This is a genomic window from Shimia sp. R11_0 (genome assembly GCF_017744035.1).
GTDB classification, from domain to species: domain Bacteria; phylum Pseudomonadota; class Alphaproteobacteria; order Rhodobacterales; family Rhodobacteraceae; genus Shimia; species Shimia marina.
In genome coordinates this window covers 80680-105736 of record NZ_JAGHQY010000008.1, presented here as the reverse complement: position 1 = coordinate 105736, position 25057 = coordinate 80680, and the positions used below count along the sequence as shown (strand labels likewise).

At 57.7% G+C, this 25057-nt stretch carries 22 protein-coding genes and 1 tRNA gene; 4 read left to right on the top strand and 19 right to left on the bottom strand.

Going from position 1 to position 25057, the window contains the following annotated elements:
- The first annotated feature begins 1 nt into the window (after position 1).
- Complete coding sequence (locus J7382_RS16075; RefSeq protein WP_209070032.1) at positions 2-586, top strand: hypothetical protein; 585 nt, start codon at positions 2-4, stop codon at positions 584-586.
- Positions 587-594: 8 nt separating this feature from the next.
- Here the strand turns inward: J7382_RS16075 and J7382_RS16070 are convergent, their stop codons facing one another.
- From J7382_RS16070 to J7382_RS16040, 7 genes are all read right to left on the bottom strand, one after another.
- Positions 595-1104 carry a hypothetical protein gene (locus J7382_RS16070; RefSeq protein ID WP_209070031.1) on the bottom strand — a complete coding sequence of 170 codons (510 nt, stop codon included), beginning with the start codon at positions 1102-1104 and terminating at the stop codon, positions 595-597.
- Between the two features lie 21 nt (positions 1105-1125).
- Positions 1126-2169, bottom strand: coding sequence for an aldo/keto reductase (locus tag J7382_RS16065; protein WP_209070030.1), 1044 nt, complete (start codon positions 2167-2169; stop codon positions 1126-1128).
- Between the two features lie 105 nt (positions 2170-2274).
- Positions 2275-3234, bottom strand: a complete 960-nt coding sequence (speB, locus tag J7382_RS16060; RefSeq protein ID WP_209070029.1) for an agmatinase — start codon at positions 3232-3234, stop codon at positions 2275-2277.
- A 131-nt stretch (positions 3235-3365) separates the two neighbouring features.
- Positions 3366-5261 carry an acyl-CoA synthetase gene (locus J7382_RS16055; RefSeq protein WP_209070028.1) on the bottom strand — a complete coding sequence of 632 codons (1896 nt, stop codon included), beginning with the start codon at positions 5259-5261 and terminating at the stop codon, positions 3366-3368.
- A 225-nt stretch (positions 5262-5486) separates the two neighbouring features.
- Complete coding sequence (locus J7382_RS16050) at positions 5487-7274, bottom strand: ABC transporter transmembrane domain-containing protein (protein ID WP_209070027.1); 1788 nt, start codon at positions 7272-7274, stop codon at positions 5487-5489.
- 217 nt (positions 7275-7491) lie between these two features.
- Positions 7492-7565, bottom strand: a tRNA-Gly gene (locus J7382_RS16045).
- Positions 7566-7691: 126 nt separating this feature from the next.
- Positions 7692-7835 carry a hypothetical protein gene (locus J7382_RS16040; protein WP_209070026.1) on the bottom strand — a complete coding sequence of 48 codons (144 nt, stop codon included), beginning with the start codon at positions 7833-7835 and terminating at the stop codon, positions 7692-7694.
- Between the two features lie 60 nt (positions 7836-7895).
- On the opposite strand from J7382_RS16040, the gene J7382_RS16035 reads away from it, so the two are divergent.
- Positions 7896-8786, top strand: coding sequence for a GNAT family N-acetyltransferase (locus tag J7382_RS16035; protein ID WP_247745056.1), 891 nt, complete (start codon positions 7896-7898; stop codon positions 8784-8786).
- Positions 8787-8864: 78 nt separating this feature from the next.
- Here the strand turns inward: J7382_RS16035 and kynU are convergent, their stop codons facing one another.
- The 6 genes from kynU to xdhA all read right to left on the bottom strand — a co-directional run bounded on the left by kynU (position 8865) and on the right by xdhA (position 17065).
- Positions 8865-10058 carry a kynureninase gene (gene kynU, locus J7382_RS16030; RefSeq protein WP_209070024.1) on the bottom strand — a complete coding sequence of 398 codons (1194 nt, stop codon included), beginning with the start codon at positions 10056-10058 and terminating at the stop codon, positions 8865-8867.
- A gap of 2 nt (positions 10059-10060) precedes the next feature.
- On the bottom strand, positions 10061-10900 hold the full coding sequence (locus J7382_RS16025) for a tryptophan 2,3-dioxygenase family protein (RefSeq protein WP_209070023.1): 840 nt from the start codon (positions 10898-10900) through the stop codon (positions 10061-10063).
- 233 nt (positions 10901-11133) lie between these two features.
- Positions 11134-12423 (bottom strand): guanine deaminase, encoded by a 1290-nt coding sequence (gene guaD, locus J7382_RS16020; RefSeq protein ID WP_209070022.1) that lies wholly within the window; start codon positions 12421-12423, stop codon positions 11134-11136.
- A 30-nt stretch (positions 12424-12453) separates the two neighbouring features.
- Positions 12454-13293 carry a xanthine dehydrogenase accessory protein XdhC gene (xdhC, locus tag J7382_RS16015; RefSeq protein ID WP_209070021.1) on the bottom strand — a complete coding sequence of 280 codons (840 nt, stop codon included), beginning with the start codon at positions 13291-13293 and terminating at the stop codon, positions 12454-12456.
- Complete coding sequence (gene xdhB / locus J7382_RS16010) at positions 13290-15602, bottom strand: xanthine dehydrogenase molybdopterin binding subunit (protein ID WP_209070020.1); 2313 nt, start codon at positions 15600-15602, stop codon at positions 13290-13292. Before xdhB ends, xdhC begins: the two co-directional genes overlap by 4 nt.
- An 11-nt stretch (positions 15603-15613) precedes the next feature.
- Positions 15614-17065: a xanthine dehydrogenase small subunit gene (xdhA, locus tag J7382_RS16005; RefSeq protein WP_209070019.1), complete on the bottom strand. Its 1452-nt coding sequence runs from the start codon at positions 17063-17065 to the stop codon at positions 15614-15616.
- Between the two features lie 173 nt (positions 17066-17238).
- Between xdhA and J7382_RS16000 the strand changes: the two genes are divergently transcribed.
- Positions 17239-18144, top strand: a complete 906-nt coding sequence (locus J7382_RS16000; RefSeq protein WP_209070018.1) for a LysR family transcriptional regulator — start codon at positions 17239-17241, stop codon at positions 18142-18144.
- A gap of 43 nt (positions 18145-18187) precedes the next feature.
- Here the strand turns inward: J7382_RS16000 and J7382_RS15995 are convergent, their stop codons facing one another.
- From J7382_RS15995 to J7382_RS15975, 5 genes are all read right to left on the bottom strand, one after another.
- Positions 18188-19192, bottom strand: a complete 1005-nt coding sequence (locus J7382_RS15995) for a GGDEF domain-containing protein (RefSeq protein WP_209070017.1) — start codon at positions 19190-19192, stop codon at positions 18188-18190.
- A gap of 5 nt (positions 19193-19197) precedes the next feature.
- On the bottom strand, positions 19198-19785 hold the full coding sequence (locus J7382_RS15990; protein WP_209070016.1) for a heme NO-binding domain-containing protein: 588 nt from the start codon (positions 19783-19785) through the stop codon (positions 19198-19200).
- Between the two features lie 61 nt (positions 19786-19846).
- Positions 19847-21598 carry a DUF4153 domain-containing protein gene (locus tag J7382_RS15985; RefSeq protein WP_209070015.1) on the bottom strand — a complete coding sequence of 584 codons (1752 nt, stop codon included), beginning with the start codon at positions 21596-21598 and terminating at the stop codon, positions 19847-19849.
- Between the two features lie 203 nt (positions 21599-21801).
- A complete protein-coding gene (locus tag J7382_RS15980) occupies positions 21802-22491 on the bottom strand; it encodes an HAD family hydrolase (protein ID WP_209070014.1) in 690 nt (229 codons plus the stop codon).
- Positions 22492-22617: 126 nt separating this feature from the next.
- Positions 22618-22902 carry a DUF3572 domain-containing protein gene (locus J7382_RS15975; protein WP_209070013.1) on the bottom strand — a complete coding sequence of 95 codons (285 nt, stop codon included), beginning with the start codon at positions 22900-22902 and terminating at the stop codon, positions 22618-22620.
- Positions 22903-22986: 84 nt separating this feature from the next.
- On the opposite strand from J7382_RS15975, the gene J7382_RS15970 reads away from it, so the two are divergent.
- The gene (locus tag J7382_RS15970) at positions 22987-24408 is read left to right on the top strand and encodes a diguanylate cyclase (RefSeq protein WP_209070012.1); all 1422 of its coding nucleotides are present in this window, start codon (positions 22987-22989) and stop codon (positions 24406-24408) included.
- A 132-nt stretch (positions 24409-24540) separates the two neighbouring features.
- Here the strand turns inward: J7382_RS15970 and J7382_RS15965 are convergent, their stop codons facing one another.
- Positions 24541-25056, bottom strand: a complete 516-nt coding sequence (locus J7382_RS15965) for a periplasmic heavy metal sensor (protein WP_209070011.1) — start codon at positions 25054-25056, stop codon at positions 24541-24543.
- Position 25057: the final 1 nt, after the last annotated feature.

Below are 25057 nucleotides of genomic sequence, written 5' to 3'. Positions count from 1 at the left end.
CATGATCACGTCGATCCTTCGCAAAATTCGTGATTTTCGCAAAGACACACGCGGCACCGTGGCCGTCGAGACTGTGGTCATGTGGCCCGGCCTTTTCCTGGCGATGCTGGCGATGGCCGTGCTGTTTGACGCCTATCGCGCGCGCTCGACCACCGAAAAGGCGGCCTTCGCCATTTCCGATATGCTGTCACGTGAAACTGCGGCCGTGAACCACGACTATCTGAATGGTGTGCATTCCCTCTTCGACCAAATCTCGACCCTGCGCAGTGGTCATGATCTGACTGTGAGCCTTGTCACGTGGGATGTCATCAATCGCACCCACCAATTGGTGTGGTCTCACTCCATTTCTCGCGATGGGGACCGGGATGAAACTTCATGGGATAATGCAGATATGCTCGCCATGAGTCAGAACCTGCCAACGCTGGTGAACGGAGAGAGCTTGATTGTGGTTCAAACCCAAAGCGTCTTCTCCCCACCTGTGATCATGAAACGCTGGTGGGGCGAAAACTGGAACGGCTTTCCGATGAACACCCTTGTGTTCACCCGTCCGCGCTTTGTGTCAAACCTCGCCTGGAGCGATGCCTAACCACGACATCACTGCGCGGCTTGGCCATGCTCCACAAGCAGAGCTTCCAGAATCTGGGCCATGGTTTTGGCTTGTGAGCCCGGCGTTACACCGCCAACTCCAACGCGACGCCCCCAGGCCCACCACATGCCCGGCTGCCACCTGCGTGACCGGGATGTGCTGAGCACCAAACTGAAACCATTGGAGGGCTTGAGGTCAAACATGCCGCGCTTGACCCCCACGATGACGTCAAGCTTTGCGATCTCTTCCCCCTGATCAGTGAAGAGCCCTGCATGGGTGAGTTGAATGACCCTTTCTGTCGCCCGCCGGGTCTTTTCTGCCAGCAACAGCACAAGCACCCCCAGAACCAACAGAAACACCTGCCAGAGCGGTGACGGGCTTGTGCTCAGCCCCAGATACAACAGCAAGCCCCCTAAAACAGCCAGTGTCGCAATGCCGAACACACGACGTGGGCCAGAAGCGGAAATGGAGGCCAAGACCTCCGGCGTCTCATCATTGGGGGAAGCGGGCTGTGTCATCAGATTGAGGTCTTCGCTCTCTTAATAAGGCATCGGGTGGGCGCGGTTTGCAGCGTTGATCTCCTTAAGGATCTCATCGCTCAACCGCAGATCAGCCCCTTTGAGGATATGCTCAAGCTGCTCTAGCGTGGTTGCGCCAAAGATGGAAGAACACATGAACGGGCGCTGCACGGTGAAGGCCATAGCCATATGCACCGGATCGATCCCATGTTTGGCCGCGATATCGAGATAGGCCTGTACCGCATCAAACACCCGCACAGAGACGCGCCCGCCAAGATCCCCATTGATCGCCTTGCGCGAACCTTCCGGAGTCTGGCCATTCTGATACTTCCCGGTCAGAAGCCCGGTGGCCAGCGGTGAAAACGCCAGCAGCCCCACATCTTCGTTGAGGCTCATCTCCGCCATGTCCGTATCATACAGGCGGCACAACAGAGAATATTCGTTCTGCACAGAGGCCACCCGTGGCAGACCCCGGTCTTCTGACAGACGCAGCCACTGCGACGTGCCCCAGGCGCTTTCATTTGACAGCCCAAAGGCCCCGATGGTACCGCGATCCACTTCTTTCTGGAGCGCCTCCAGCACCTCCAGCATATTGGCCAACGTCTCTTCTTTGTTTTGTGCAGAGGGATCATAATTCCAATTCTGCCGGAACATATAAGAGCCACGGTTGGGCCAGTGCAGCTGATAGAGGTCGATGTGATCGGTTTGCAGCCGCTTCAACGACCCTTCAATCGCCTCCGGCACGCTTTGCGCCGTGATCGGTGCCCCGTCGCGCACATGTTTCATCCCGACGCCAGAATGTTTGGTGGCCAGCACCCAGTCCTTGCGGCGACCGGTCTTGGCAAACCACGTGCCCAGATATTCTTCTGTCCGCCCCTGGGTTTCTGCACTGATCGGGTTCACCGGATACATCTCAGCGGCATCGATAAAGTTGATGCCGTGATCCAGCGCCAGATCCATCTGCGCATGCGCGCCCTCTTCACTTGTCTGGGTGCCAAAGGTCATGGTGCCGAGGCAATACTCGGAGACAGTCAGGCCCGTACGGCCCAGCGGGTTCATTTTCATGGAGGTTGTCCTGTTGGAAGATGCTTTGGCGCATAATCTAATGGCTGCCATGCCCGTTGCAAGTGGCCCCCCTGTGCGCTCCCATCAGATCGGTTTCGCAACTGTTCAGCGCGCGCCTCTCGCATGGAACACAAAGCCCAGCAAATTAAGAAGCAACTGCGCGGCCAGAATGGCGGTCGATCCTGTGTGATCGTAATCCGGTGCCACCTCCACCAGATCAATCCCAACCACCTCATGATCGCGCGCCACGATCTGCAACATCTCCAACACATCGTAATAGAGGAAACCGCCATGGCTTGGCGTGCCCGTCCCGGGCGCAATCGAGGGACAGAAAGCATCAATATCGATGGTGATATAGACACGTGCGCCCTTGGGAATATGTGCAACAGTGCCTTGAGGCCCCAGCGCGCGCGCCTGACGCACGCTCAAAATTGTACTGCCCATGGCACGCGCATCGGCGTAACCTTCACGCGCAGTGGAGCTCACATTGCGAATACCAAGCTGCGTCAGCCCAGTGATATAAGGTTTTTCCGCCGCGCGCCGCATCGGGTTTCCATGACCATGGCGCACCCCATGACGCTCATCCACAAAATCCAGATGCGCATCAATCTGCAGAATGTGAATGTCTCCCTGATCGTCAAAGGCGTTGATGCAGGGAATGTTGATCGAGTGATCTCCGCCAATGGTGACCGGCAGCGCCCCGGCCGCCAAAGCCGCCCGCACGCCGGTCTCGATATTGGCGTGGCTCTTCACCGTGTCGGTATGCACGATATCTGCATCCCCCATGTCCACAATGCGCACGCTTGCGGGCAGATAGGTCGCGTCATCCTCGTGATCATAGGCCCCGGCATGACCAAAGCTGAAAAGCGTAGAGGCCTCGCGCACCGCCCTTGGCCCAAACCGCGCCCCACTGCGCCACTGAGTGCCAAAGTCAAACGGCGCGCCCAATACGGCCACATCAGCCTCCAGATGGCTCCAATCCGCCACATAAGGACGCTTGCCAAAGGTTGAAATGCCCACAAATGGCAGATCCAACCGTCCAGTTTCATACCCATGCCCAGCCATGCCCGTCTCCTTTTGTTACCAGAGGACGGTGGCCGGATTTTTATCACCGGTAAAGCAGCAAAAGTGAGGCACAACAAAAAGGGCGCCCTGGTCAGGGCGCCCTTTCAGAACTTCACGCATCAGACGCGGCCTCAGGCAGCTTCGTCTTTGGCCCATTCCCATGGGCGCACAAAATCGCCAAGCACCTTGCCCACATCTGCGTCCGTGGCCCCACCGGTGGTTTTCACCTGCGCGATCAGGCCGCGTTTCTTGTCGTCCAGCACGTGATCCACATGGGCATCCACACCAGCCTTCGACAGCGCCGCGTCATAGATCCGTTTGATCGCAGCCTTGCGCAGATCAGGTTTAAAGATCTTACCCACAGCTGTTTTTGGCAGCTCCGGCATAACCTCCACAAATTTCGGATGCGCGGCGCGTTCATGCACATGCACCTTGGCATGGTTCATCAGCTCTTCTTTGGAAACACTCGCGCCTTCCACAAGCTCCACATAGACACAAGGTACCTCACCTGCGTGAGCATCCGGCTGGCCAATGGCCCCGGCAAAGGCCACATCATGGTGCGCCAGCATCGCCTCTTCGATCTCTGCCGGGTCAATGTTGTGACCCCCACGAATGATCAGATCCTTGGCACGACCGGTGATCCACAGATACCCATCGCCATCAATCCGGCCCAGATCCCCGGTGCGCAGATATTTCTCGTGATGATAAAGATCCACGTTCTTATCCGCTTCGGTATAGGTATTGCCTGCAAAAACACCTGGGTTGGAAATGCAAATTTCTCCAATCTCATCCGCCGCGCATTCCTCCGGGCCTTCCGGCGTATCCTTGAAAATGCGCACATCGGTATAAGGCAAAGGCAGACCAACAGAACCAACCTTCTTGTCACCGGTCGGTGGGTTACAGGACACAAGGCAGGTCGCCTCGGTCAAGCCATAGCCTTCCACGATATCCACACCACAGGTACTCTCAAACCGCTTGAAAAGCTCCATCGGCATCGGGGCTGAACCGGAGAACGCGGTTTTCACAGAGGAGATATCCGCATCCACAGGGCGCTGCATCAGCGCAGAAACCGCCGTAGGCACCGTGATGATGAAGGAAATCTTCCACCGCTCAATCAACTTCCAGAAGTTGTCAAAGACACCATCGCCGCGATAGCCCTGTGGCGTCGGGAAGACCACATGCGCCCCAGAAGACAGCGCCGCCTGCATGATCACATGCACCGCAAAAACGTGGAACAGCGGCAGCGGGCACATGATGTTGTCTTCTTCCGTGAAGAGCAGACGATCGCCCAGCCAACCATTATAGATCATGCCGGAATAGAGGTGCTGAGCCACTTTCGGCATGCCCGTGGTGCCGCCTGTGTGGAAATAGGCACCAACCCGATCAACCTTGTGATCTTCAAATTGCAAAGTGGTTGGATACTTGGCCAACTCTTTGTTGAAGTCTTTGAAATCTGCGTGTTTCGGACCGGTCACCTTGGGACGGATCAAAGGCACGATCCAGCTTTTCGGCGGAGTCAGGTATTTGTTCAGATCAATCTCAAGCACCGTATGCACATGCGGTGCGTGGCGTACCGCTTCGGCCACTTTCTGCGCCACGTCGGTCTTGGGGAAGCCCTTCAGCGAGACAACAACCTTGGCATCCGTCTCCCGCAGGATCGCGCCAATCTGCTCAGGCTCAAGCAGAGGGTTGATCGGGTTTACGATCCCCGCGACCATGCCTCCCAAAAGGGTGACGAGCGTCTCGTTACAGTTGGGCAGCACATAGGCCACCGTGTCTTTCTCGCCAATGCCCAGATCGCGGAACATATTGGCCGCCTGTGCTGTTTTGGCATGCAGTTCAGACCAGCTCAGGGTCTCCGCCTTATCCGTTGGACCAGAGAAAATCTGATAGCTCACAGCAGGACGGTTGGGATGTTTTTCCTTGGTGCGCGTGAGCATCTCAAAGATGGTCACAGGTTTGTCGCGCTCCTCCCAGGTTTTCTCCGTTTCAATGGCTCTCAGTTCCGCCAGATTCTCAAAGCTCATATGCTTCCTCCCCCTTTTTCGGCTTACCCACCTCTGCAAGCGCGCTTTTGCCGCATTACGTTAAGTCCGTACTTAAAGACACCGGCGCACCGGCCTGAGGCCAGTGCAACCTAAGGTCAATCAGCCCTAAAACGTTACGTCAGATTAACCCCATAAATGGGGCCGTCCAGCTGAAAAACCACTCTAGCGCGGAAGGGAACCGCATGCCCCCTTCCCCAAAGCGGCTCAACCGGCGGTAAATTGCAGACGTGCCAATTTGGCATACAGCCCGTCTTGCGCCACGAGATCGTCATGACGCCCCTGCGCCACAATGCGCCCTTCATCCATGACAATGATGCGATCCGCCTTTTTCACTGTGGCCAGACGATGCGCCACGATGATGGTGGTGCGATCCTGAGACAGCGCATCCACAGCCGCCTGCACCAGACGCTCACTTTCTGCATCAAGTGCGGAAGTCGCCTCATCCAGCAACAGCACCGGTGCATCGCGCAAGATCGCGCGTGCGATGGCAATGCGCTGTTTCTGCCCCCCCGAGAGCATCACGCCACGTTCGCCCAGTGGGCTGTCATAGCCCTCTGGCAAAGCAGAGATGAACTCATGTGCGGCAGCGGTCTTTGCAGCGGCCTCAACCTCGGCATCACTCGCATCAAGGCGGCCAAATCGGATATTGTCACGAGCGCTTTGTGCAAAGATCACCGGATCCTGCGGCACCAGCGCCATATGCTGGCGGAAGGCCTCGCGCTGCATCTGTGGCAAAGGCACACCATCCAGACGCACCTCACCGCTGACCGGGTCATAAAACCGCTGCAGCATCTGAATGATTGTGGTCTTGCCCGCCCCCGAAGGGCCCACCAAGGCCACGGTTTCCCCCGGTTGAATGATCAGATCCACATGATCCAACGCCGGCGCATCCGGCCGCGCAGGATAGCGGAAAGACACATCCGCAAAGGTGATCTCGCCCTTGACCGGCAAAGCGAGCGCCTTAGGTGAATCAGGATCCAGAACGCTGTCTTCTGCATAGAGCAGCTCAACCAGCCGCTCTGTGGCGCCCGCAGCGCGCTGCAACTCACTCCAGATCTCAGACAGCGCACCCACAGAGCCCGCCACCATAACCGAGTAGATCACAAACTGCACCAGCACACCGACACTCATGCCACCTGCACGCACATCCCGCGCGCCCATCCACAACACCACAACAACGCCAGTGAAAATCAGAAAGATCACAATCATCGTCAAAACTGCGCGGGTGTTGATCCGGCGCATCGCCGCGCTCAGAGACAGATCTGTGACCCGGTCAAAACCCGCTCTGGTCTGGGCTTCATGGGTAAAGGCCTGCACCGTCTGCACAGACAACAACGCCTCAGACGCATTGCCAGAACTTTCCGCAATCCAATCCTGGTTTTCCCGACTCAACCGGCGCAGCCGCCGCCCCAAAACCATGATCGGCACAATCACCATCGGCACCACAAGCAACACCATCAAAGTGAGCTTGGTGGAGGTGAAGAGCATCAGCGCAAGACCCCCAAAAAACAGCAGGACATTGCGCAGAGCGATGGAAATCGACGAACCAATCACCGACTGAATGACCGTTGTATCCGTCGTGATCCGGCTCAGTACCTCACCCGTCATCAGGGTCTCAAAGAAAGAGGGGCTCATGTTGATGACGCGGGCAAACACCGCCTTGCGGATATCCGTGACCACCAGTTCCCCAAGCTTTGTAACCAAGAGATACCGCAGTGCCGTGCCCACCGCGAGAAGCGCGGCAAATCCTAAAGCGGCCAGAAAATACTTATCCAGCAGCGCATCACTTTCCGTGCCAAAGTTATCCACAACCCGCCGCACTGCCACCGGCAGCATCAAAGAGACGGACGCCGTCAGCGTCAGCGCACAAAGCGCCAGGAAAGCATGGAAACGATATGGTTTCAAAAACGGGCGCAACCCTCTCAGGGCACTAATGTTTTTGCTTTTCTCACGATCCTGTTCGCCGGATGTAAGCTGCGGCTGTCTGGCCATGGGATGCCCTTGCGCTGTCAAGTGAACTTCTTGCCGTTAGTGGCCAAGCCTGCAGCAAGGGTCAAGCGCAGAGCGCAAAAAACGTGAAGTTGCCACAACCGGGACAGGCGGCGCACCACAAAATCTCAGATCAAAACATCAATTAATGTATATAAATCAGTACAGTAAACGGCGGAGCTAACTTTAAGTTCAGATCACTATTGGGAGAACATATTCTTGGAGCGGGTAGCGGGAATCGAACCCGCACCTTAAGCTTGGAAGGCTCTTATGATACCATTTCACCATACCCGCCAAGAATGCGCTTTTCCTAATTCAGCGGTCGCGGGACGTCAATAGGGCCACAGCCAACTAACGACAAATTCCGGGGAATTTCTGCGAGCGGGCGCATCGCCATCGAGATGATGCGCGAAAACCGCTTTACAGAAACAGCCAATCAATCGCTGTCAGCACGACAAACACCGGCACAGAAAGAAGCGTCGCCACAAGCACAGCGGAGGCTTTTGTCCAGCGTTGCGCAGGCAGGGCATGCCCAAATACGGAGGTGTGACTCGGTTTTCTCATGACTTCATTAACCATGAATTAGGTTTCTGAGGTGTTAATGAGCTTATGTTTGATGCTCAAATGCCCCTCCCCGCCAAGCCGCTTCAACAAAGCGGCGAATACCGTCAGGCCGTCACCATGGTGGGCGGGCAAAGCGTCACCTTATCTGACGACACGCTGGTTTTGCAGCGTCGCTTTGGCAAACTCCCTGTCGCCCTGCTGCCGCGTGCACAGCTCTGCCGCGACACCCTAAGAGACAATTTGCGCGCAGCCAATTTACACAAATCGCTTTTGGTGATCAGCCCGGATCATCCCGCACCCTGGCTGGCTTCCCTGGGCGCGGTGGGGTTGATGTCGCCCAGCTATGTGGCGCAACTGTCTCTCACTGGGGATCTGCGCGCCCAAATGCATCAGAAGTGGCGCAACCGCCTGACATTTTCTCAAAGTCAGAACCTGCGCATCACCCGCCAAAACCTGCCCAGCAAACCTGACATCTGGCTGCTGCAAAAGGATCAGGACCAACAAAGCGCCCGCGGCTACAAGACCTGGTCTGAGGAACTGACGCGAGCCTATGGGCGCGCGAACCCCGGCGCTGCGAAACTCTTCACGGCCTTTGATGGCAAACATGAGGTCGCCGCCATGCTGTTTCTCTGTCATGGGCGCAGCGCAAGCTATCACATTGGCCACAGCACCCCCCATGGCCGCAGCCTCTGTGCTCATAACTTATTGCTTTGGGAGGCCATGCAATGGCTATCTGCCAAAGGTGTCACGCAGCTGGAACTGGGTACCATTGATACAGACAAAGCCCCGGGGCTTGCACGCTTCAAACTCGGCACCGGGGCCAAGCCCCGCGCGCTTGGGGGCACCTGGGGATGGTGGCCGCCGCTGGGGCGTCTAATGTCGCCCCTAAATCTGCTGGATCGCAGGCTGATGGCCGTGGCAACGCAGGCCGACTATTCCTCAGCGCTGTAAGACAACAGAAAGCGTCAACACTGGGCGGGAGGATCTCCCCCCCACCCAATACTATTTTATCTCGCAGAATACCTACGCCTAGGTCACCCGTGAGCGGATATTGTATTTCTCTGCGCGCCAAAGCTCCTTGGCCATCACATCTTCAATGATATCAGCAGCCGCAATGATGTCTGCATCGTCCAGATAGAGCGGCGTGAAGCCAAAACGCATGATATTGGGCGCCCGAAAATCTCCAATCACCCCGCGATCAATGATCGCCTGCATGGCCGGATAGCCATGCTCAAAAGCAAATGACACCTGCGAGCCACGCGTGGACGCATCGCGCGGGCTGGCCAGCGCCAACATCGGGCAGCGTTTTTCCACCTCAGTGATAAACAGATCCGACAACCTCTGAGAGGCGGCGCGCAGATCGGCCATATCCACCCCGTCCCACGCGGTCAGCGCCTCCTGTAGCACAGCAAGTTGCAAAATGGGGGGCGTGCCCACACGCATGCGTTCTGTGGCAGAGGCCGGCCGGTAGCTCAGCTCCATCGCAAAAGGCGCGTCATGCCCAAGCCAACCCGACAGCGCCGGCTCAATGCTCTCCACAATATCAGGCCGCACATAAATAAACGCCGGCGCGCCTGGTCCGCCATTGAGGTATTTATAGCTACAACCAACGGCAAATTCCGCGTTGCTTGCGGCCATATCAAGCTGAACCGCCCCCGCAGAATGGGCCAGATCCCAGATCATCACTGCGCCAACCTCATGGGCGCGCTGGGTGATGGCCGCCATATCATGCATGCGCCCGGAGCGGTAATCCACCTGCGTCAACATCACCACCGCAACCTCTTCGGTGATCGCCGCCATCACCTCTTCTGGCGCGGGCGTGCGCAGCGTATAGCCCTGATCCAAGGTCTTGATCAGCCCCTCCGCCATATAAAGATCGGAGGGGAAATTGCCATTGTCGCTCAGGATGACTTTGCGATCTGGCCGCATCTTCAACGCGGCTGCAAGCGCCTGATAGACTTTGATCGACAGCGTGTCGCCGGTGGCCACAGAGCCCGCAGGAGCCCCGATCAGATCCGCAATCCGATCTCCCACCACCTGCGGCAACGCCATCCAGCCCGCAGAGTTCCAGGCGCGAATAAGCTGTGCGCCCCATTCCTCTGTGATGGTCTGCTCCGCCCGCGCAGCGGCCCCTTTGGGTAAAACGCCAAGTGAATTGCCGTCGAGATAGATCACGCCCTCTGGAATATCAAAAAGCTCTTTTCTGGGAAGCGAAACGCCCATGCTTACAAGTCTCCGCGCAGATGCCAAAGTTCCGGGAAAAGTTCCACATCCAGCATCCTGCGCAGATACTGAACGCCCGACGTGCCGCCAGTGCCCCGTTTGAAGCCGATCACCCGTTCCACCGTGGTGACGTGGTTGAACCGCCACCGCCGAAAGTAATCCTCCAGATCGACCAGTTTCTCAGCCAGCTCATAAAGCCGCCAATGCGTGTCCACATCCTCATAAACGGTTTTCCAACGCGCCTGAACCTCTGGCTGCGCCTTGTGCGGCTGCGTCAACTGCGGCGCGGGCATTGCGCGCGCATCCCCATCCAGCGAGACAAACAGATAGTGGATCACCTCGTCATAAAAGCTTGGCTGCGCCAGCTCTGCCTCCAATGCGGCTTTAGCCTCCGGCACATGCGCGTGGGGTTTCACCATATTGGGATTGCGGTTGCCCAGAACATATTCAATCAACCGGTATTGATGGCTCTGAAACCCCGAACTCGGCCCCAGAGCATCCCGAAATCGGGTATAATCCGCAGGCGTCATCGTTCGCAGCACATCCCAGGCTGAATTGAGCTGTTCAAAAATCCGGCTCACACGCGCCAGCATTTTGAACATATGGCTCAAATCCCCCTCCCGCAGCGCCTCACGGGCAGCGCCCAACTCATGCAGGGCGAGCTTCATCCACAGCTCTGAAGTCTGATGCTGAATAATAAACAAGAGTTCATCATGCGCATCACTCTGCGGATGCTGCTGCGTCAGGATCCCATCCAGATGCAGATAATCCCCATAAGACATGGCATCCTTAAAGGACATTTTGGCCCCATCCACCGATGGGTCATAGGCTTTGTCAGTCATTCGGTCTTCCCCTCCGCAAAACCGCATTTTTTTGCCACCCTACGCTCTGAGAAAAGACCGACAACCCCAGAAACAGAGCTTTCGGACTGCCAACGCTGCCAACACCAAAATCAGCAAACCCAAAGCTCCCGGCCAGCAGTTCCACAGCGCCCCCGGCTTCTTCTGCCCCAAATACTCCGGGGGTGTGGGGGCTGCCCCCTACCAGCGCGCGCCCGCAGCCACAAAAGTCCCGCCTATTTCTGCGCTATCCCCGCGACATAGGTCTGCGCCACCGCGCGATCATCCCCCATCATCATCAGAACAAACAGCTCTTCTGCCAGGGTTTCCGCCGTCTCCATCCGCAACGCCATCGCAGAGGTCGCCGCCGCATCCAGCACCACCACATCCGCCGCACTGCCTGCGTCCAGCGTGCCAATCTCATGTGCCAAACCAAGCGTCAGCGCATTGCCCCGCGTGATCCAGTGAAACGCCTGATAGGGATGCAGTGCCTGACCCTGCAATTGCATCACTTTGTAGCCCTCATTGAGGGTCTGAAGCATCGAATAACTGGTGCCCGCGCCAATATCCGTGGCGATCCCGCTCTGAATGCCCCGCGCTTTCAGGCCACCCTGATCAAACAACCCCGAGCCAAGGAAAAGATTGGATGTGGGGCAAAACACCGGATGCGCCCCCTGCTCTGCAATGGCTGAAATCTCGCGATCTTCCAAATGAATGGCATGGCCCAAGAACATTTTATCTGTGACCAATCCAGCCGCCTCATAGATGTCCAGATAGTCGCGCGCCTCTGGGTAAAGGCTGGTGGCAAAGGCAATTTCATCCCGGTTTTCACTCAGATGCGTCTGCACATAGCACTCCGGATGCTCTGCAACCAAAGCCCCCGCCGCCTCCAATTGCTCCGGCGTGGAGGTGATCGCAAAACGCGGCGAAATCGCATACCGCGCGCGCCCCTGCCCGTGCCATTTCGCAATCAGAGCCTTGCTCGCATCATATCCCGTCTGCGCGCTGTCTAGCAGCCCGTCTGGCGCATTGCGGTCCATCATGACCTTTCCACCGATCATGCACATATTGCGCCGCGCAGCCTCCGCAAAATAAGCCTCTGCAGAGGTCTCATGCACCGAACAAAAGGCCATCGCAGAAGTGGTACCATGGCCGGTCAACTGATCATAAAACGCCGTTGCCATACGCGTGGCATGGCCCGCATCCGCAAAACTCAACTCCGCAGGGAAGGTGTAATTGTTGAGCCAGTCCAGAAGCTGTGACCCCCAGCTTGCCACCACTTGCACCTGCGGAAAATGCAGGTGCATGTCGATGAAACCGGGCATCAAAAGATGTGGGCGGTGATCAACAACCGCGGCACTCGGCGCCCTTGGCGCAACCTGATCAAACGGCCCCATGGCCAGAATCTTGCCATCCACAATCAATAGGGCGCCATCTTCGTGATAGACAAAACTATCGGTGTCTTCCGGCCCCTGCGGCTCCGCAACAAAACTCAATACGCGACCGCGCAGTATTTTCTGTGTCATTTTTGACCTCTTGAGTGAGAGCCGCCCGGTTTAGGAGGGGGCGACCACGGGTTGAGCGGCAGTTTCAGAGGTCAATGCAATGATCACTTCGGCCACAACCATCGCCGCAATCACCGCAGGCCGCTTATCGCGGCTACCGCTTGCCCCATCCTTGTTTCCAATGGGGCAGTTAAGGGTGTCTGTCATCAGCCCGGCACAAGTACTGCGGGCAAAACTCTCAAAATTCGCACGTTTGGTGTTTGATCCGATCATCCCGACCCAACGCGCATCGCGCCGTGCAAGCGCCTCTGAGGTCAGCAGGAAATCCAGCGCGTGATCATGTGTCAGCACAATATAAGCGCTGCCGGCTGGCGCATGGCGCAGCTCTGCCTCCGGCAGGGGCGTGAGACGCGTTTCAACCTTTGCCTGACATAGCGCAAGCTCCGCACTGCGACTGTCCACCAGCATGCAGCGCAGCGGCAAATGCTGAAACTGATCTGCTAAAGCCCGGCCCACATGGCCTGCCCCAAAGACATAGACATGCGGCATCGCCGCCGCATCCTCTGTCACCTGCGCGATCGCTTCTTCACGCGCCTGCGCGCCCATCAAAGCGAGCGTGATCTCCACACGTCCACCACAGCACTGGCCGATCTCCGGCCCCAGAGGCACATCCATGAAGCCGGACTCTTCTCCAAAATTCAAAAGCTTACGCGCCTGATCTAAAGCCATATACTCAAGCTGGCCGCCGCCAATGGTGCCCGCCATCTCACCTTTGGCCACAAACATCACGGCGCCCTCTTCGCGCGGTGAACTGCCGCGCACACGAGTGATCTCCACCCGCATCACCGCGCGATTGCGGCCCAAGAATGCTATGAGGTCCGCCGCGTTCATCCGCGCATCCGCTCCACCGCCATCAGCACACGCTCCGGCGTGGCCGGCGCATCCAGCCGTGGGCACTCCGCGTAATCCGCCACTGAGGCCACCGCCATGCCCAGCGCCTCAAACACACAGATCGGCAGCATAAACGGCGGCTCCCCCACCGCTTTAGAGCGTTTGATTGTCAGCTCGCGGTTTTCGGACCAATCCGCCAGATTGACGTTGAACTCGCGCGGAATATCCCCGGCCAGTGGAATCTTATAGGTGCTTGGCGCATGGGTCTTCAGCTGGCCTTTCTGATCCCACCAAAGTTCTTCGGTGGTGAGCCAGCCCATCCCCTGCACAAAGGCCCCCTCAACCTGCCCCTTATCCAAGACAGGGTTCAGAGATTTACCCACATCGTGCAGCACGTCAGCGCGATCCACGGTATATTCCCCGGTCAGTGTATCCACCGAAACCTCGGCCACCGCCGCACCATAGGCATAGTAGTAAAACGGCCGCCCCTGTCCCTTTTCGCGATCCCAATGAATCTTCGGCGTCTTGTAAAACCCCGCCGCCCAAAGCTGCACCCGGCTCATATAGGCCTGTTTGATGAACTCCCCAAAGGGGAACACCTCATCGCCCACATGCACCTCATTGGGCTTAAACTGCACCAGCAGCGCCTCCACTTTAAACTCTTCACAGGCCCAGCGGATAAGCCGTTCCTTGATCTGCTCACAGGCATTCAGCGCCGCCATCCCGTTCAGATCCGTGCCCGAACTCGCCGCTGTGGCAGAAGTATTGGGCACTTTCTCCGTGGTGGTCTTGGTAATCTTGATCCTGTCCACATCCACCTGAAAGGCTTCGGCCACCACTTGGGCAATCTTGATGTTGAGCCCCTGCCCCATCTCGGTGCCGCCGTGATTGAGCATGATGGAGCCATCATTGTAGATATGCACCAAGGCCCCCGCCTGATTGTACCAGGTCGCAGTAAAGCTGATCCCGAATTTCACCGGGGTGAGCGAGATACCTTTGCGGATGATCCCGCCTTTAGCGTTATGCGCCAGCACGGCCTTGCGGCGCGCCTGATAGTCGGAATTCTGTTCCAGTTCCTCCACCAGCCGCGGCATGACATTGTCCTCAACCGTCTGGTGATAGGGCGTCACATTGCGATCTGTGGTGCCGTAGAAATTCGCCTTACGCACCTCCAGCGGGTCTTTGCCAAGGCTGTAGGCAATCTCCTCAATCATCCGTTCCGCCGCCACAACACCCTGCGGCCCGCCAAAGCCACGAAACGCGGTATTGGAGACAGTGTTGGTCTTCATCGGCCGGCTTTGCAGCTTCACATGCGGATAGAAATAGGCGTTGTCCGCGTGAAACAGCGCCCGGTCGGTCACCGGACCAGAGAGATCAGAGGTCCAGCCACAGCGCGCAGCAAAGACATTGTCCACCGCCGCAATCCGGCCTTCCCCATCAAAGGCCACATCATAATCCACGACAAAATCATGGCGCTTGCCGGTGCTCTCCATATCCTGATCGCGATCAGGACGGATTTTCACCGCGCGGCTCCACTTCTTTGCCGCCATCGCGGCCACGGCAGCAAACTGGTTCATCTGGCTTTCCTTGCCACCAAAACCACCGCCCATACGCCGCACATTCACCACCACTGCATTGCTCGGCACCCCCAGCACATGCGCCACCATATGCTGCGCCTCGCTTGGGTGCTGAGTTGAGGAATGCACGATCACATCGTCATCCTCGCCGGGCATGGCAAAGGCAATATGCCCCTCCAGATACATATGATCCTGCCCGCCAATACGCATCTGCCCCTGAATACGGTGGGCGGCGCTGGCCTGCGCCTCGGCCACATCTCCTCGTTGCAAGGTCATGGGATCGGTCACATGCGGATAGCCCTTAGCCACAGCCTCATCCGCTTCGATCACGTGATCCAGCGGCGCGTACTCGATCTGCGCCAGCTCCACCGCGCGGCGGGCAACGTCGCGGCTTTCGGCGACCACAGCAAACAGAACCTGCCCCCAGAATTCGACCTTCTCGGTGGCAAACAGTGGCTCATCATGCCGCCCCGTAGGGCTCACATCATTCACCCCGGGCACATCCTCTGCGGTCAGCACGCCCACCACACCCGGCGCTGCGCGCACCGCGCTCAGGTCCATGGAGACAATCTTGGCATGGGCCACTTTGGCGGTGCCAAAATAGGCATGCAGCGTGCCGATGGGCTCGGCGATGTCATCACAATACTCTGCCGCCCCCATCACATGTTTAAAGGCGCTGTCGTGAATGTGGTCGGTATGCGCTGCACCGCGTATCGCAACGGTCTGTTTCATCATCTCACTCCTCACGCCCGTTCCAACCGCGCGTCTGCGCCGGACTGTTCCAGCCAGAAACGACGGAACAGGTTCTGTGCCACTTTCATGCGATAATCGGCCGTGGCGCGCATATCGCTCAAAGGTTGGAAATCCTCTGGCAGTTTCTCTGCCGCCGCCAGCAGGCTGGCCTCACTCCACGGCTGGCCAAGCAGCGCTGCTTCTGCCGCCGCCGCGCGCGCGGGCACGCCCGCCATACCCCCAAAGGCCAGACGCGCGGCTGTGATCATCCCAGCCTCCACCGTCACCTGCATGCCAACAGCCACCGAGGAAATATCCTCTTCGCGCCGTTTGGAAATCTTATAGGCCGCATGATAGCCACCTGCGAGGCGCGGAATGGAGATGCTCTCAACAAACTCTCCCTCGACGCGGTCCTGCTTGCCATAGTCGAGGAAAAACGCTTCCAGTGGCAGCTGCCGTCGCGCATCGCCCTTGCGCAATGTGATCGACGCGCCCAGCGCAATCAGCACCGGAGGCGTGTCGCCAATCGGGCTGCCGTTGGCGATATTGCCCCCAATCGTACCCATATTGCGCACCTGCCAACCTGCGATGCGATCCCAATAATCGACCAAATGCGGATAGTGCTGCGCAATCACATCCTGCGCCTCGGAATAGGTCACCCCGGCCCCAAAGGTCACCGCCTCCTCAGTCACCGTGATCTCTTTCAAGCCGTCCAATTGGCCAATGAACACCGCCGGAGAAATCCGCTTCAAAAACTTGGTCACCCAAAGTCCCACATCGGTGGAACCCGCCACAATGGTAGCCTCTGGCACAGCTTTCAGAACCGCGGCCAGATCATCCACATCCGCAGGCAGGATTGCGCGGCTATCGCCTTTGGAAACATCGACCCGACGCCCATCACGCATAGCTGTCAGACGCGCAGTCACGCTGTCCCGCTCCGTGGCCAAATGCTCGGCGGAGGCTGTGCCATAGTCCGTCACCACTTGCGCAGCGCGGATGATCGGCGCATAGCCGGTGCAACGGCACAGGTTGCCCTGAAGCGCGCTTTCCACCTGTGCCACGGTTGGCTGCTCATGGGCCATCCACAGCGCATAAAGCGACATCACAATGCCTGGCGTACAAAATCCACATTGGCTGCCGTGATGGTCCACCATGGCCTTCTGCACCGGCGACAGCCGCCCATCAGGACCGCCGAGATATTCAATGGTCACCACATGGCAGCCGTCCAACGAGGCGAGAAAGCGAATACAGGCATTCACTGTTTCATAGCGCAGCCCCTCTGGCGTGAGCCGCCCAACCATCACGGTACAAGCGCCACAATCGCCTTCAGCGCAGCCTTCCTTACTCCCGGTAAGGCGCTGATCAAGACGCAGAAAATCAAGGAGCGTATCATCTGCGCCCACATCCGAAAGCGCCACATCGCGCCCGTTGAGAAGAAACCGTATTTCGCTGCGGTGCTGCATCCTGACCTCTTGCTGGGAGTCGGCACGTCTTTGGCCACACATCAGTGTAGCAAGGCTCAAGACTTGACCGAAACGTGGGTTTTGGCAAATCTATTTCAATGATTTATTGAAAATAACAAGCGCATTCGCCACTAAATTGGGCAAAAGAGAGATCAGCCACACAAAGGACTGCCATGCCATATCTTGAAAGCCTGCGTGTGTTTGTGCGCGTTGTGGAGCTGGGGTCCATCACCTCCGGAGGTCGCGATCTGCGCCTCACACCAGCGGTGGCTTCAAACCGCGTCAAAGAGTTGGAAACACGGCTGGGGGTGCGGCTTTTCAATCGCACAACCCGCCACCTCTCCCCCACCGAAGTGGGCAAGGTGTTTTATGACCACGCCCGCAAGGTGATTGAAACGCTCGATGAGGCCGAGGCGGTAGTGGCAGGATTTTCCGACACCCCTCGGGGGACCATCCGCGTCACCGCCCCTTTGGGCGTGGGGCGGCGCATCATCGCGCCTCTGATCCCGGCCTTCACTGATCTGCACCCCAATGTGGATGTGCGCCTGCGCCTGTCTGATCGCAAGGTCGACATCTTCGAAGATGGGTTGGATGTGGCCTTCGTGCTGGGCGAGCTGCAAGACAGCAATCTCAAGCTGCGCAAGATTGCAGATTGTGACCGCGTGCTGGTTGCCGCACCCGAGTACCTCGCCCGCGCTGGCATACCGCAGACCCCGGAAGAGCTTCTGGCCAAACACAATTGCCTTTTGCTGCGCTTTCCAAGGTCTCCGGAGTATTTCTGGACGCTACAAACACCAAATGGCCCCCAGAAGATTGAAGCCAAAGGCCGGTTTGATGCGGATGATGGGGACGTGCTCACCCAATGGGCGCTGGATGGAGCTGGCGTGGCCAATAAACCCCGCTTTGATGTGGCCGCCCATCTGAAAAGCGGTGCCTTGGTGGAAGTGCTGCCAGACACCCCACCGGTTCCAGCAGCCTTTGGCTGCCTCTATCCACACCGCAAACTGCAAGATCCCAAGGTGCGCCTGTTTGTGGACTTCATCACCACCGAAAGCCGACAGGCGATCGCGCGCCTTTGACCGGCCGCGTGCCACGCCATTTGCAGGTGCAGATATCCGAAACTCAGGAATGCAGCGCCAACGGCCCGCTGTCGCGCAGGTCCGGCGTAAACAATGTAAAGGTCGCGCGCCCATCATGCTTGGACGCATAAAGTGCCGCATCCGCATCCGCCATCAACTGATCAACCGAGGCCCCAACCTCACCGGTATGGATAGCAATCCCAACACTCGCGGACACCTGACACAGGCTGTCCTTATAGGGCACAGGACGTTCCACCTCTTTGATGATCCGCTGAGAAATCCGCCCCAGAACATCGGCATCCGTCGTGCCATTGATAACCAGTACAAATTCATCGCCACCGACACGGGCCACCACATCATCGTCCCGGCTGCTGTCCACAAGGACCTTGGCCACATGCTGCAAGACCAGATCCCCCGCCGCATGCCCTTTGGTGTCATTGACCTCTTTAAAGAAATCAAGATCCACATGCAGCAGCCCAAAGGGCGTGGTTTCCTCCACCATCCGCGGCAAGATGTAATCCAGCGCGCGGCGGTTCTTTAGCCCAGTCAACGTATCGGTATAGGCCTGCTCTTCTGCTGCGATCTTCGCACCTTGCAGGCGCTGATTCAGCTTACGGCTCGCCTCCATCGCAGCCGACTTCGCTTCCACCAGATAGAGCATTTCAATGGTCAAATCGGTCGCAGCAAAATCGCGGGCGTTCAATTCATACTCACGCACCGCGTCCAGAATGGAAATGCCAAAGCTCAGATTGACGATGGCACCGTCGCCATGCGGCATCAGAACCCCCTTAAGCCCAGTCTGAGGATCGCTGCGCTTCTTAAGGTGCAGTTTTTTACCACGCACCTGCAACAGGCACTCCATGGAGTTCACGCCATGTGGACGGTTGAGCTCAAACACCTCCAGAAAACGCTGACCAATCAAACCGCCCTCGGGGTAGAGCTTCGCCAGAGTCGGACCAGCATGCACAATCTTGCCAAAACTGTCCAAATGCACGTGCATCGGACACAGCACATCCATAGTGGCCCCAAGATCGCAATTCTGATGCATCTCGCTCACCCTGCCCGTGCTCCCAGTTCAAATTCACGGCCGCTCGCAAAAGCATTCTCCACCAAGGTGATGTCGATCACCTCCGCATCCTGCTGCGCGCCCTTATGCTCCAGAAACACAAGCGCGCCATAATCGTCAGCCATTGTGCGCAAAATACCGATCATCACATGTCCAAAGCCAAGGTGGTCATGGCGGCAAGTCAGGCTGAAACACTCAGAGGAATGCTCTCGCAGTTCAAGCGAAGGCAAAATCAGATCATCAACGGCCAAGCGCGCCCGTTCGGGTAATTCATCTAAAGAGTGCAAAAACTCAACAAAATCCAGCCCCCCAAATCGCAGCAACCGCCGCAGCGCTTCAACATTGGGATGCGTGACCAAATAGGTGCCGATGTCCTCAAGAATGGTCTCACGTGGCGCGCCGATGACTTTGGCGCTGGCCATGATCAGATCGTCCGTCACGCTGTCTTCATAGTGCAGCATGGCTTCAAAATCCGTGGTCTCCACGCTGGCAAGACGGGTCACATCGATCCAGCGCGACTGCCCATAGCTGTCGCGGACAAAGCATTGTATTGCTCTGTTGATCAACCCATGCATCAGTACACCTCTTCCGTCATACACACTATGACACGACCCATCTTAAGATTTCCCCAACACGTCAGAATTCTGGAAACAACTCCAACGTACCAATCCACAAGGAATTGCGGCTACTTGGGGCAACCTCAAAACGTCCTTCCATTATATGCTCAACATGTCCACGGGTCACCTGCATGGCGCCCTCCGTCGGCACGTTTGCACCTATGAAAAGATCTGCCCCCCGTTCAAACACACTAAAAACGGTAAAATTTCGTCCATTGGTGGGCAAAAACAAAAAACCCTCTCTCCCTAATTGTGTCGGCTGAAAGTCGCCGAGCAGCAAAACACAGCCAGGATCCGACCGTTTTTCGCACAGTTCCGCCCAGTTTCTAAGGCGATATCCGGGCCAAGCAAGCAAATTCTGCGCCTGAATATCAGCTTCTGCGGGAATGACACTCAAAGAATTCAACAAAGCCTCGGCATCGCGCAGCTCACGCGTATCCTGCGTCACCTGCTCCAGCTCCCATTTGCTCGGCGCCTTACTCAAGGCCGCAATCGCCTTTGCGTACTCTGGGTGATCATTCCCCAACTGCGCGATCAGAAAATCCAGCCCACGTTGTCCGGCACGGCCCCAGTCATTCTGCAACTCCCAAAGCGGTGCCTCGGCGGGTGACAGATCCTCCCGAAGAATGCGCGCAACCTGCGATGCGCTTGAAATCCGCTCTGCATTCAGGAGAGGCGTCAACCACAGCGCTGCAAGCGCCAGAACCAGACCTGCAATCACAATATTGGCCTGCCGAATGCGCCGCATCCATCCGCGCCCGGTTATAACGGCGATAGCATAAGTGAGCGCATAGATCGCCACGATACCCGCCGAACAGACCGCCGCAAGCCGCGGTGGTGTCCAGCCATGCTGCGCAACACGCAACCATAAAGCATAGCCCGCGAGGGCGGCAATCACCGGCAAGAGCAGCGCCAGCGCACCGGTGGCCCAGCGCATCCACCCGCTTGGAACGGCATCGGCATCCCCACGATCCAGCGCAACACTGACAAGGCTGATCATCGCCACCGCCACCGCCAAAAGGGTTCCGGCCCGGCTCAGGCTGCCAAACAAGGCCCCCGGATCCTGCAACAGGGCAGCGATGACAAACACCACCACCACCGCCAGGACAACCGGAATGAGGAGCCGCAGGAGCCGAAGCACAAGGAAAGGCGACAGATAGTCCCGCATTTCATGCACCACCGATAGGCCAAGCCCCAGCGCTGCTCCGGTGATCAAATAGGGCACAGCATCAATATCCAGCAGATCGTCAATGACCGTCAGCCCGACGATCTGCAAAAGCGCATCACTCAGAAACACCACCGCCCAGAACACTCCGGCAAAGAGCCAGGCGGCAGAATAGCGCACAAGGATACCCCAACTCACATCAAACAGATGCACATAGTCCCAAACCATGCGGTGGTCTCGTAAAAGACTGGCAGCAAATGGCGTGCCGATCGCAAGCAAGATCGCCCAGGCAATCGCCGGGTAGCCTGCGTCAAAAAACGTCTCCAATGTGTCAAAGCGCAAACCGGCCGCAAAAAACAACACTGCCGCAACAGCGGAAAGACACAGAGCGGGCCAGATGGAGCGCCCCACCCGATAAGGACCACTCAACCCAAGAAGTACGGCAAAAAAACCAGACACAAAGCTGAAGACGGCCAGATAGGCATGCGGCTGCGTCACGACCTCGGGGATCTGCTCCACAAGCGCCCAGATAGAAAGGCCGGCAAAACCGCCGACCAATGCCATTTCAGCGCGCCCCGCTACCGTGCGCCCATCTTGCATATGCATGGCTCCCCTCCTGCAAATGTCGCGCATTCTCTATCGGTCTTGGCTCAGGAAAACAATGCTTTGAGGGTTGACCTTAAGTCAAAACATGGGCCTATTCGCCCGAAAAATAAGGGCAACCTGGGGCAGGCCGCGCAATATTTAGGGCACGGCCATAGCAATCATCATCTCAGACTGAAAGCAGCGCGCTCAAGCGCAACTACCGCTCAGCTGTTCACCCAATCTGGAAGATGCCCAATATTGGTCAGAACCACATCTGCAAGAGGGGCCAACTCTTCCGCCCCGGCTACTCCGGTCAGAACGGCCACGGTCTGCATCCCGGCACGGCGTCCCGCGATCAAATCATGCGTACTGTCGCCCACCATGGCCACGCGGCCCGGTGACAAGGCGGCATGATCCGCAAATGCCAAAAGCGGCGCAGGGTCCGGCTTGGCCCCAAATCCGCTGTCAAACCCGGCAATGAAGCCAAAACGATCCTCAACACCTGCTTCACGCAGATGCGCCCGCGCCCCGTATTCGGTATCATTGGTCATCACGCCAAGCTGCAAGCCATGGTTCAAAAAACCGTCCATCAGCGGCCCAAGCGGGACAGCAGGTGACAAAGGTGCCTCCGCAGCAGCCAGCATCAGATCCGTCTCAATCTGGTCCACATCCCCCTCAGGCAGAACACTTGCCACCGCTTCTGCGGCTTCACGATTGGTCCCGGCAATGACAAAACTGTCTGGCAAAAAGGCCTGCGCCTGAAGATCATAATCCAAAGCCTGCGCAATGCGCCCTGCCAAATCCGCGTCCCCGGCGGCAAAGCGCGCAATCATCTGCGCCGCCCAACCGTTCCAAGTGGCTCCAAAATCAAACAACGTACCGTCTTTATCAAACAGAAGTCCGTCAACCCGCATCATATTGCCTTTTGTGATGTCTTCGCTCTTACGCCCGGCAATCCTGCCAGATCTGCGTTCATCGCAGCACCGTGCCCCGCGTCCCCTGCTGACGCAAGCAAAACCACACATGCGCCGCGCAGTGTTTCACGTCCAATGGGCCCGAGATGCCCCCAGCAACTGATGCGCTGCTTGCAACGGCACCTCATAGGCGAGCTCATTGGCATCGCAAAAGGCCACAACCCAGGCATCATCCATGGTCAGGAATTCCAGCACGGACCCCATAAAGTCAGAATCACCCGCCCGCGCGCGCAGGTCTTCAACCGACGCACCAGTAGCCCCAAGAAAGACCGAAACCACCTCATCTTGGGTCACCAACCAGCCCAAAGCCTTCAGCGCAACGGTTTCCGCAAAGTCTTGAGACATATTCATTTGTCAAAACTTTCGAAAGAGTTTGTTAACCATTGCTCAGCCATTATGACCTTGTCCCTTTTTCCACAGTTTTCAGGTTTTCTTATGGCAGCTCATGTCTTGATCGTCGACAGTATCTCGGCGAACCGTATCTTGTTGAAAGTCAAATTGGCCGGCGCTTTTGTTCAAGTCGAACAGGCCGCCAGCGCTGGCGAGGCTTTGGATTTGCTTCAGGCAGATCTCCCAGACCTTCTGGTTCTGGGCGGAGATCTCGTTGACATGAGCGCGCTCACGCTCTGCGCCAAGATCAAAGAGAACCCCGCATTCGCCCATCTGCCCATCCTGCTTGTGCACACCGATGGCAGCCGCGCAGATCGCATCGCGGCTCTGCGCGCAGGCGCCGATGACGCGTTTGAAATGTCTGTCACCACCGACGCGCTTCTGGCGCGAATCCGCTCGATCATGCGCGCGCGCAACTCCTATGAAGAGCTGCGTCTTCGTGAACAGGCAGGCCGCCTGCCCGGTCTGGCGGACGCCATGCAGGGCTTTGACCGCCCCGCGCAGGTTCTGATTGCCGGCCACTCCACTGCGACGGGCCAGGAATGGTGCCGGCAGTTGCAGCGCATTGTGCCCTATGGTCTGCGCAGCCAACCACTGCCTGAGATCATGCGCGACATGTCACAGTTCAGTGCCCCAGATGCGATTGTCATCTCCCTGCAAACGGCCCTTCCAGAAGATGCGCTGCGCCTGCTGGCAGAGGTCCGTGCCCGCGCCACCACGCGAGAAGCCGCCGTGTTGGTCGTGCTGGATGAAAATAACGACTCCGCCCGCGTCAACGCGCTCGATCTGGGTGCCAACGATGTGCTGAGCGATGGTTTTGATGCCGAAGAGGCTGCCCTGCGTCTGGACAGTATGATCGCACGCAAACGTCTTGCAGACCGGCTGCGCAAACGGGTGGACGATGGGCTTGCGGCGGCGGTCACGGATCCTCTGACCGGCCTGTTCAACCGCCGCTATGCGATGCCGCATCTGTCGAAAATGGCCCAGCATGCCGACACCCAACGCGGGGACTTCGCTGTCATGCTTGCCGATCTGGATCACTTCAAACGTGTAAACGATCGCTTTGGCCACGCCGCCGGAGATATGGTGCTCGCCGAGGTGGCGCGCCGGATGCGCCGCTGCCTGTCACAAACCGATCTGATTGCCCGCATGGGCGGTGAAGAATTCCTGATCGTTGCGCAAACTGACAATGCTGAGGATGCGGCCAAGATTGCTGAGCGCCTGTGCGACGCGGTGCGGACGGAGCCTGTTGCCCTGCGGGGGCGTGACATTCAGATCCCCGTCACGGTCAGCATTGGGGTGGCCATGGGCAGTGATATGCTCAAGGCCAAGAAAAACGCTCTGCCCAACTGCGCCAAATCACATGAGGCCATCGCCTCCGCATTGATTGATCGCGCAGATCAGGCACTCTATGGCGCCAAGGCCGAGGGCCGCGACAAGGTCACCTTGTCCTTGCCCGCCGCCTAACGCGCGCGCCCGCCTTCCCCACTTCGGCAAACGGTGCTCTCAAACAAGCAAAGCGCGCCCGGGGCGCGCTTTTGTGATCTTCACGGCATTTCAGTTGCAAGAACCCTCTGTCACCGAAGGTCAGCCGTGTTTTTAGTGGTGTTTTTTGTCCACGTGTTTGCCATCATGCTTTCCACCCCGCTCCTTGCGCATGATCATCTCCTCAAAACGATCCGCGTAGATCAGACGCTCGGCATCACTCATGGCATCAATTCGGCTCAGAAAGCTCTGACGCGCAAGCATCCGGCGATCCGCGCTTGCCTGATCGAGCGCGCCCACCGTTTCCCGCAGCGTATCCACATCAAAAGGCTGCGCGCGCAACTGCTGCAACGCGGTTTGATACAGCAACTGATCGCCACTACGATCCACCGAAGCTTCGCGGAAAGACCGCCGGATATCGCGCCCCACCATGCGCTTGTCCTCATGGCTCAACGCCCGCACAAAGGGGGCGCTGAAGCGGTCACTCCCCCCGTCTGAACCATGGCGTTTGAAACTGAAGATGGCTCCGCCCACAACGCCCACAATCAGCAGGTTAAGCGCCAGCGACCCAATCAAAAGCGCCCGCATCACACCGCGCTTTTTGCCTTTGGTTTTGCTCTCTTCGCTCATT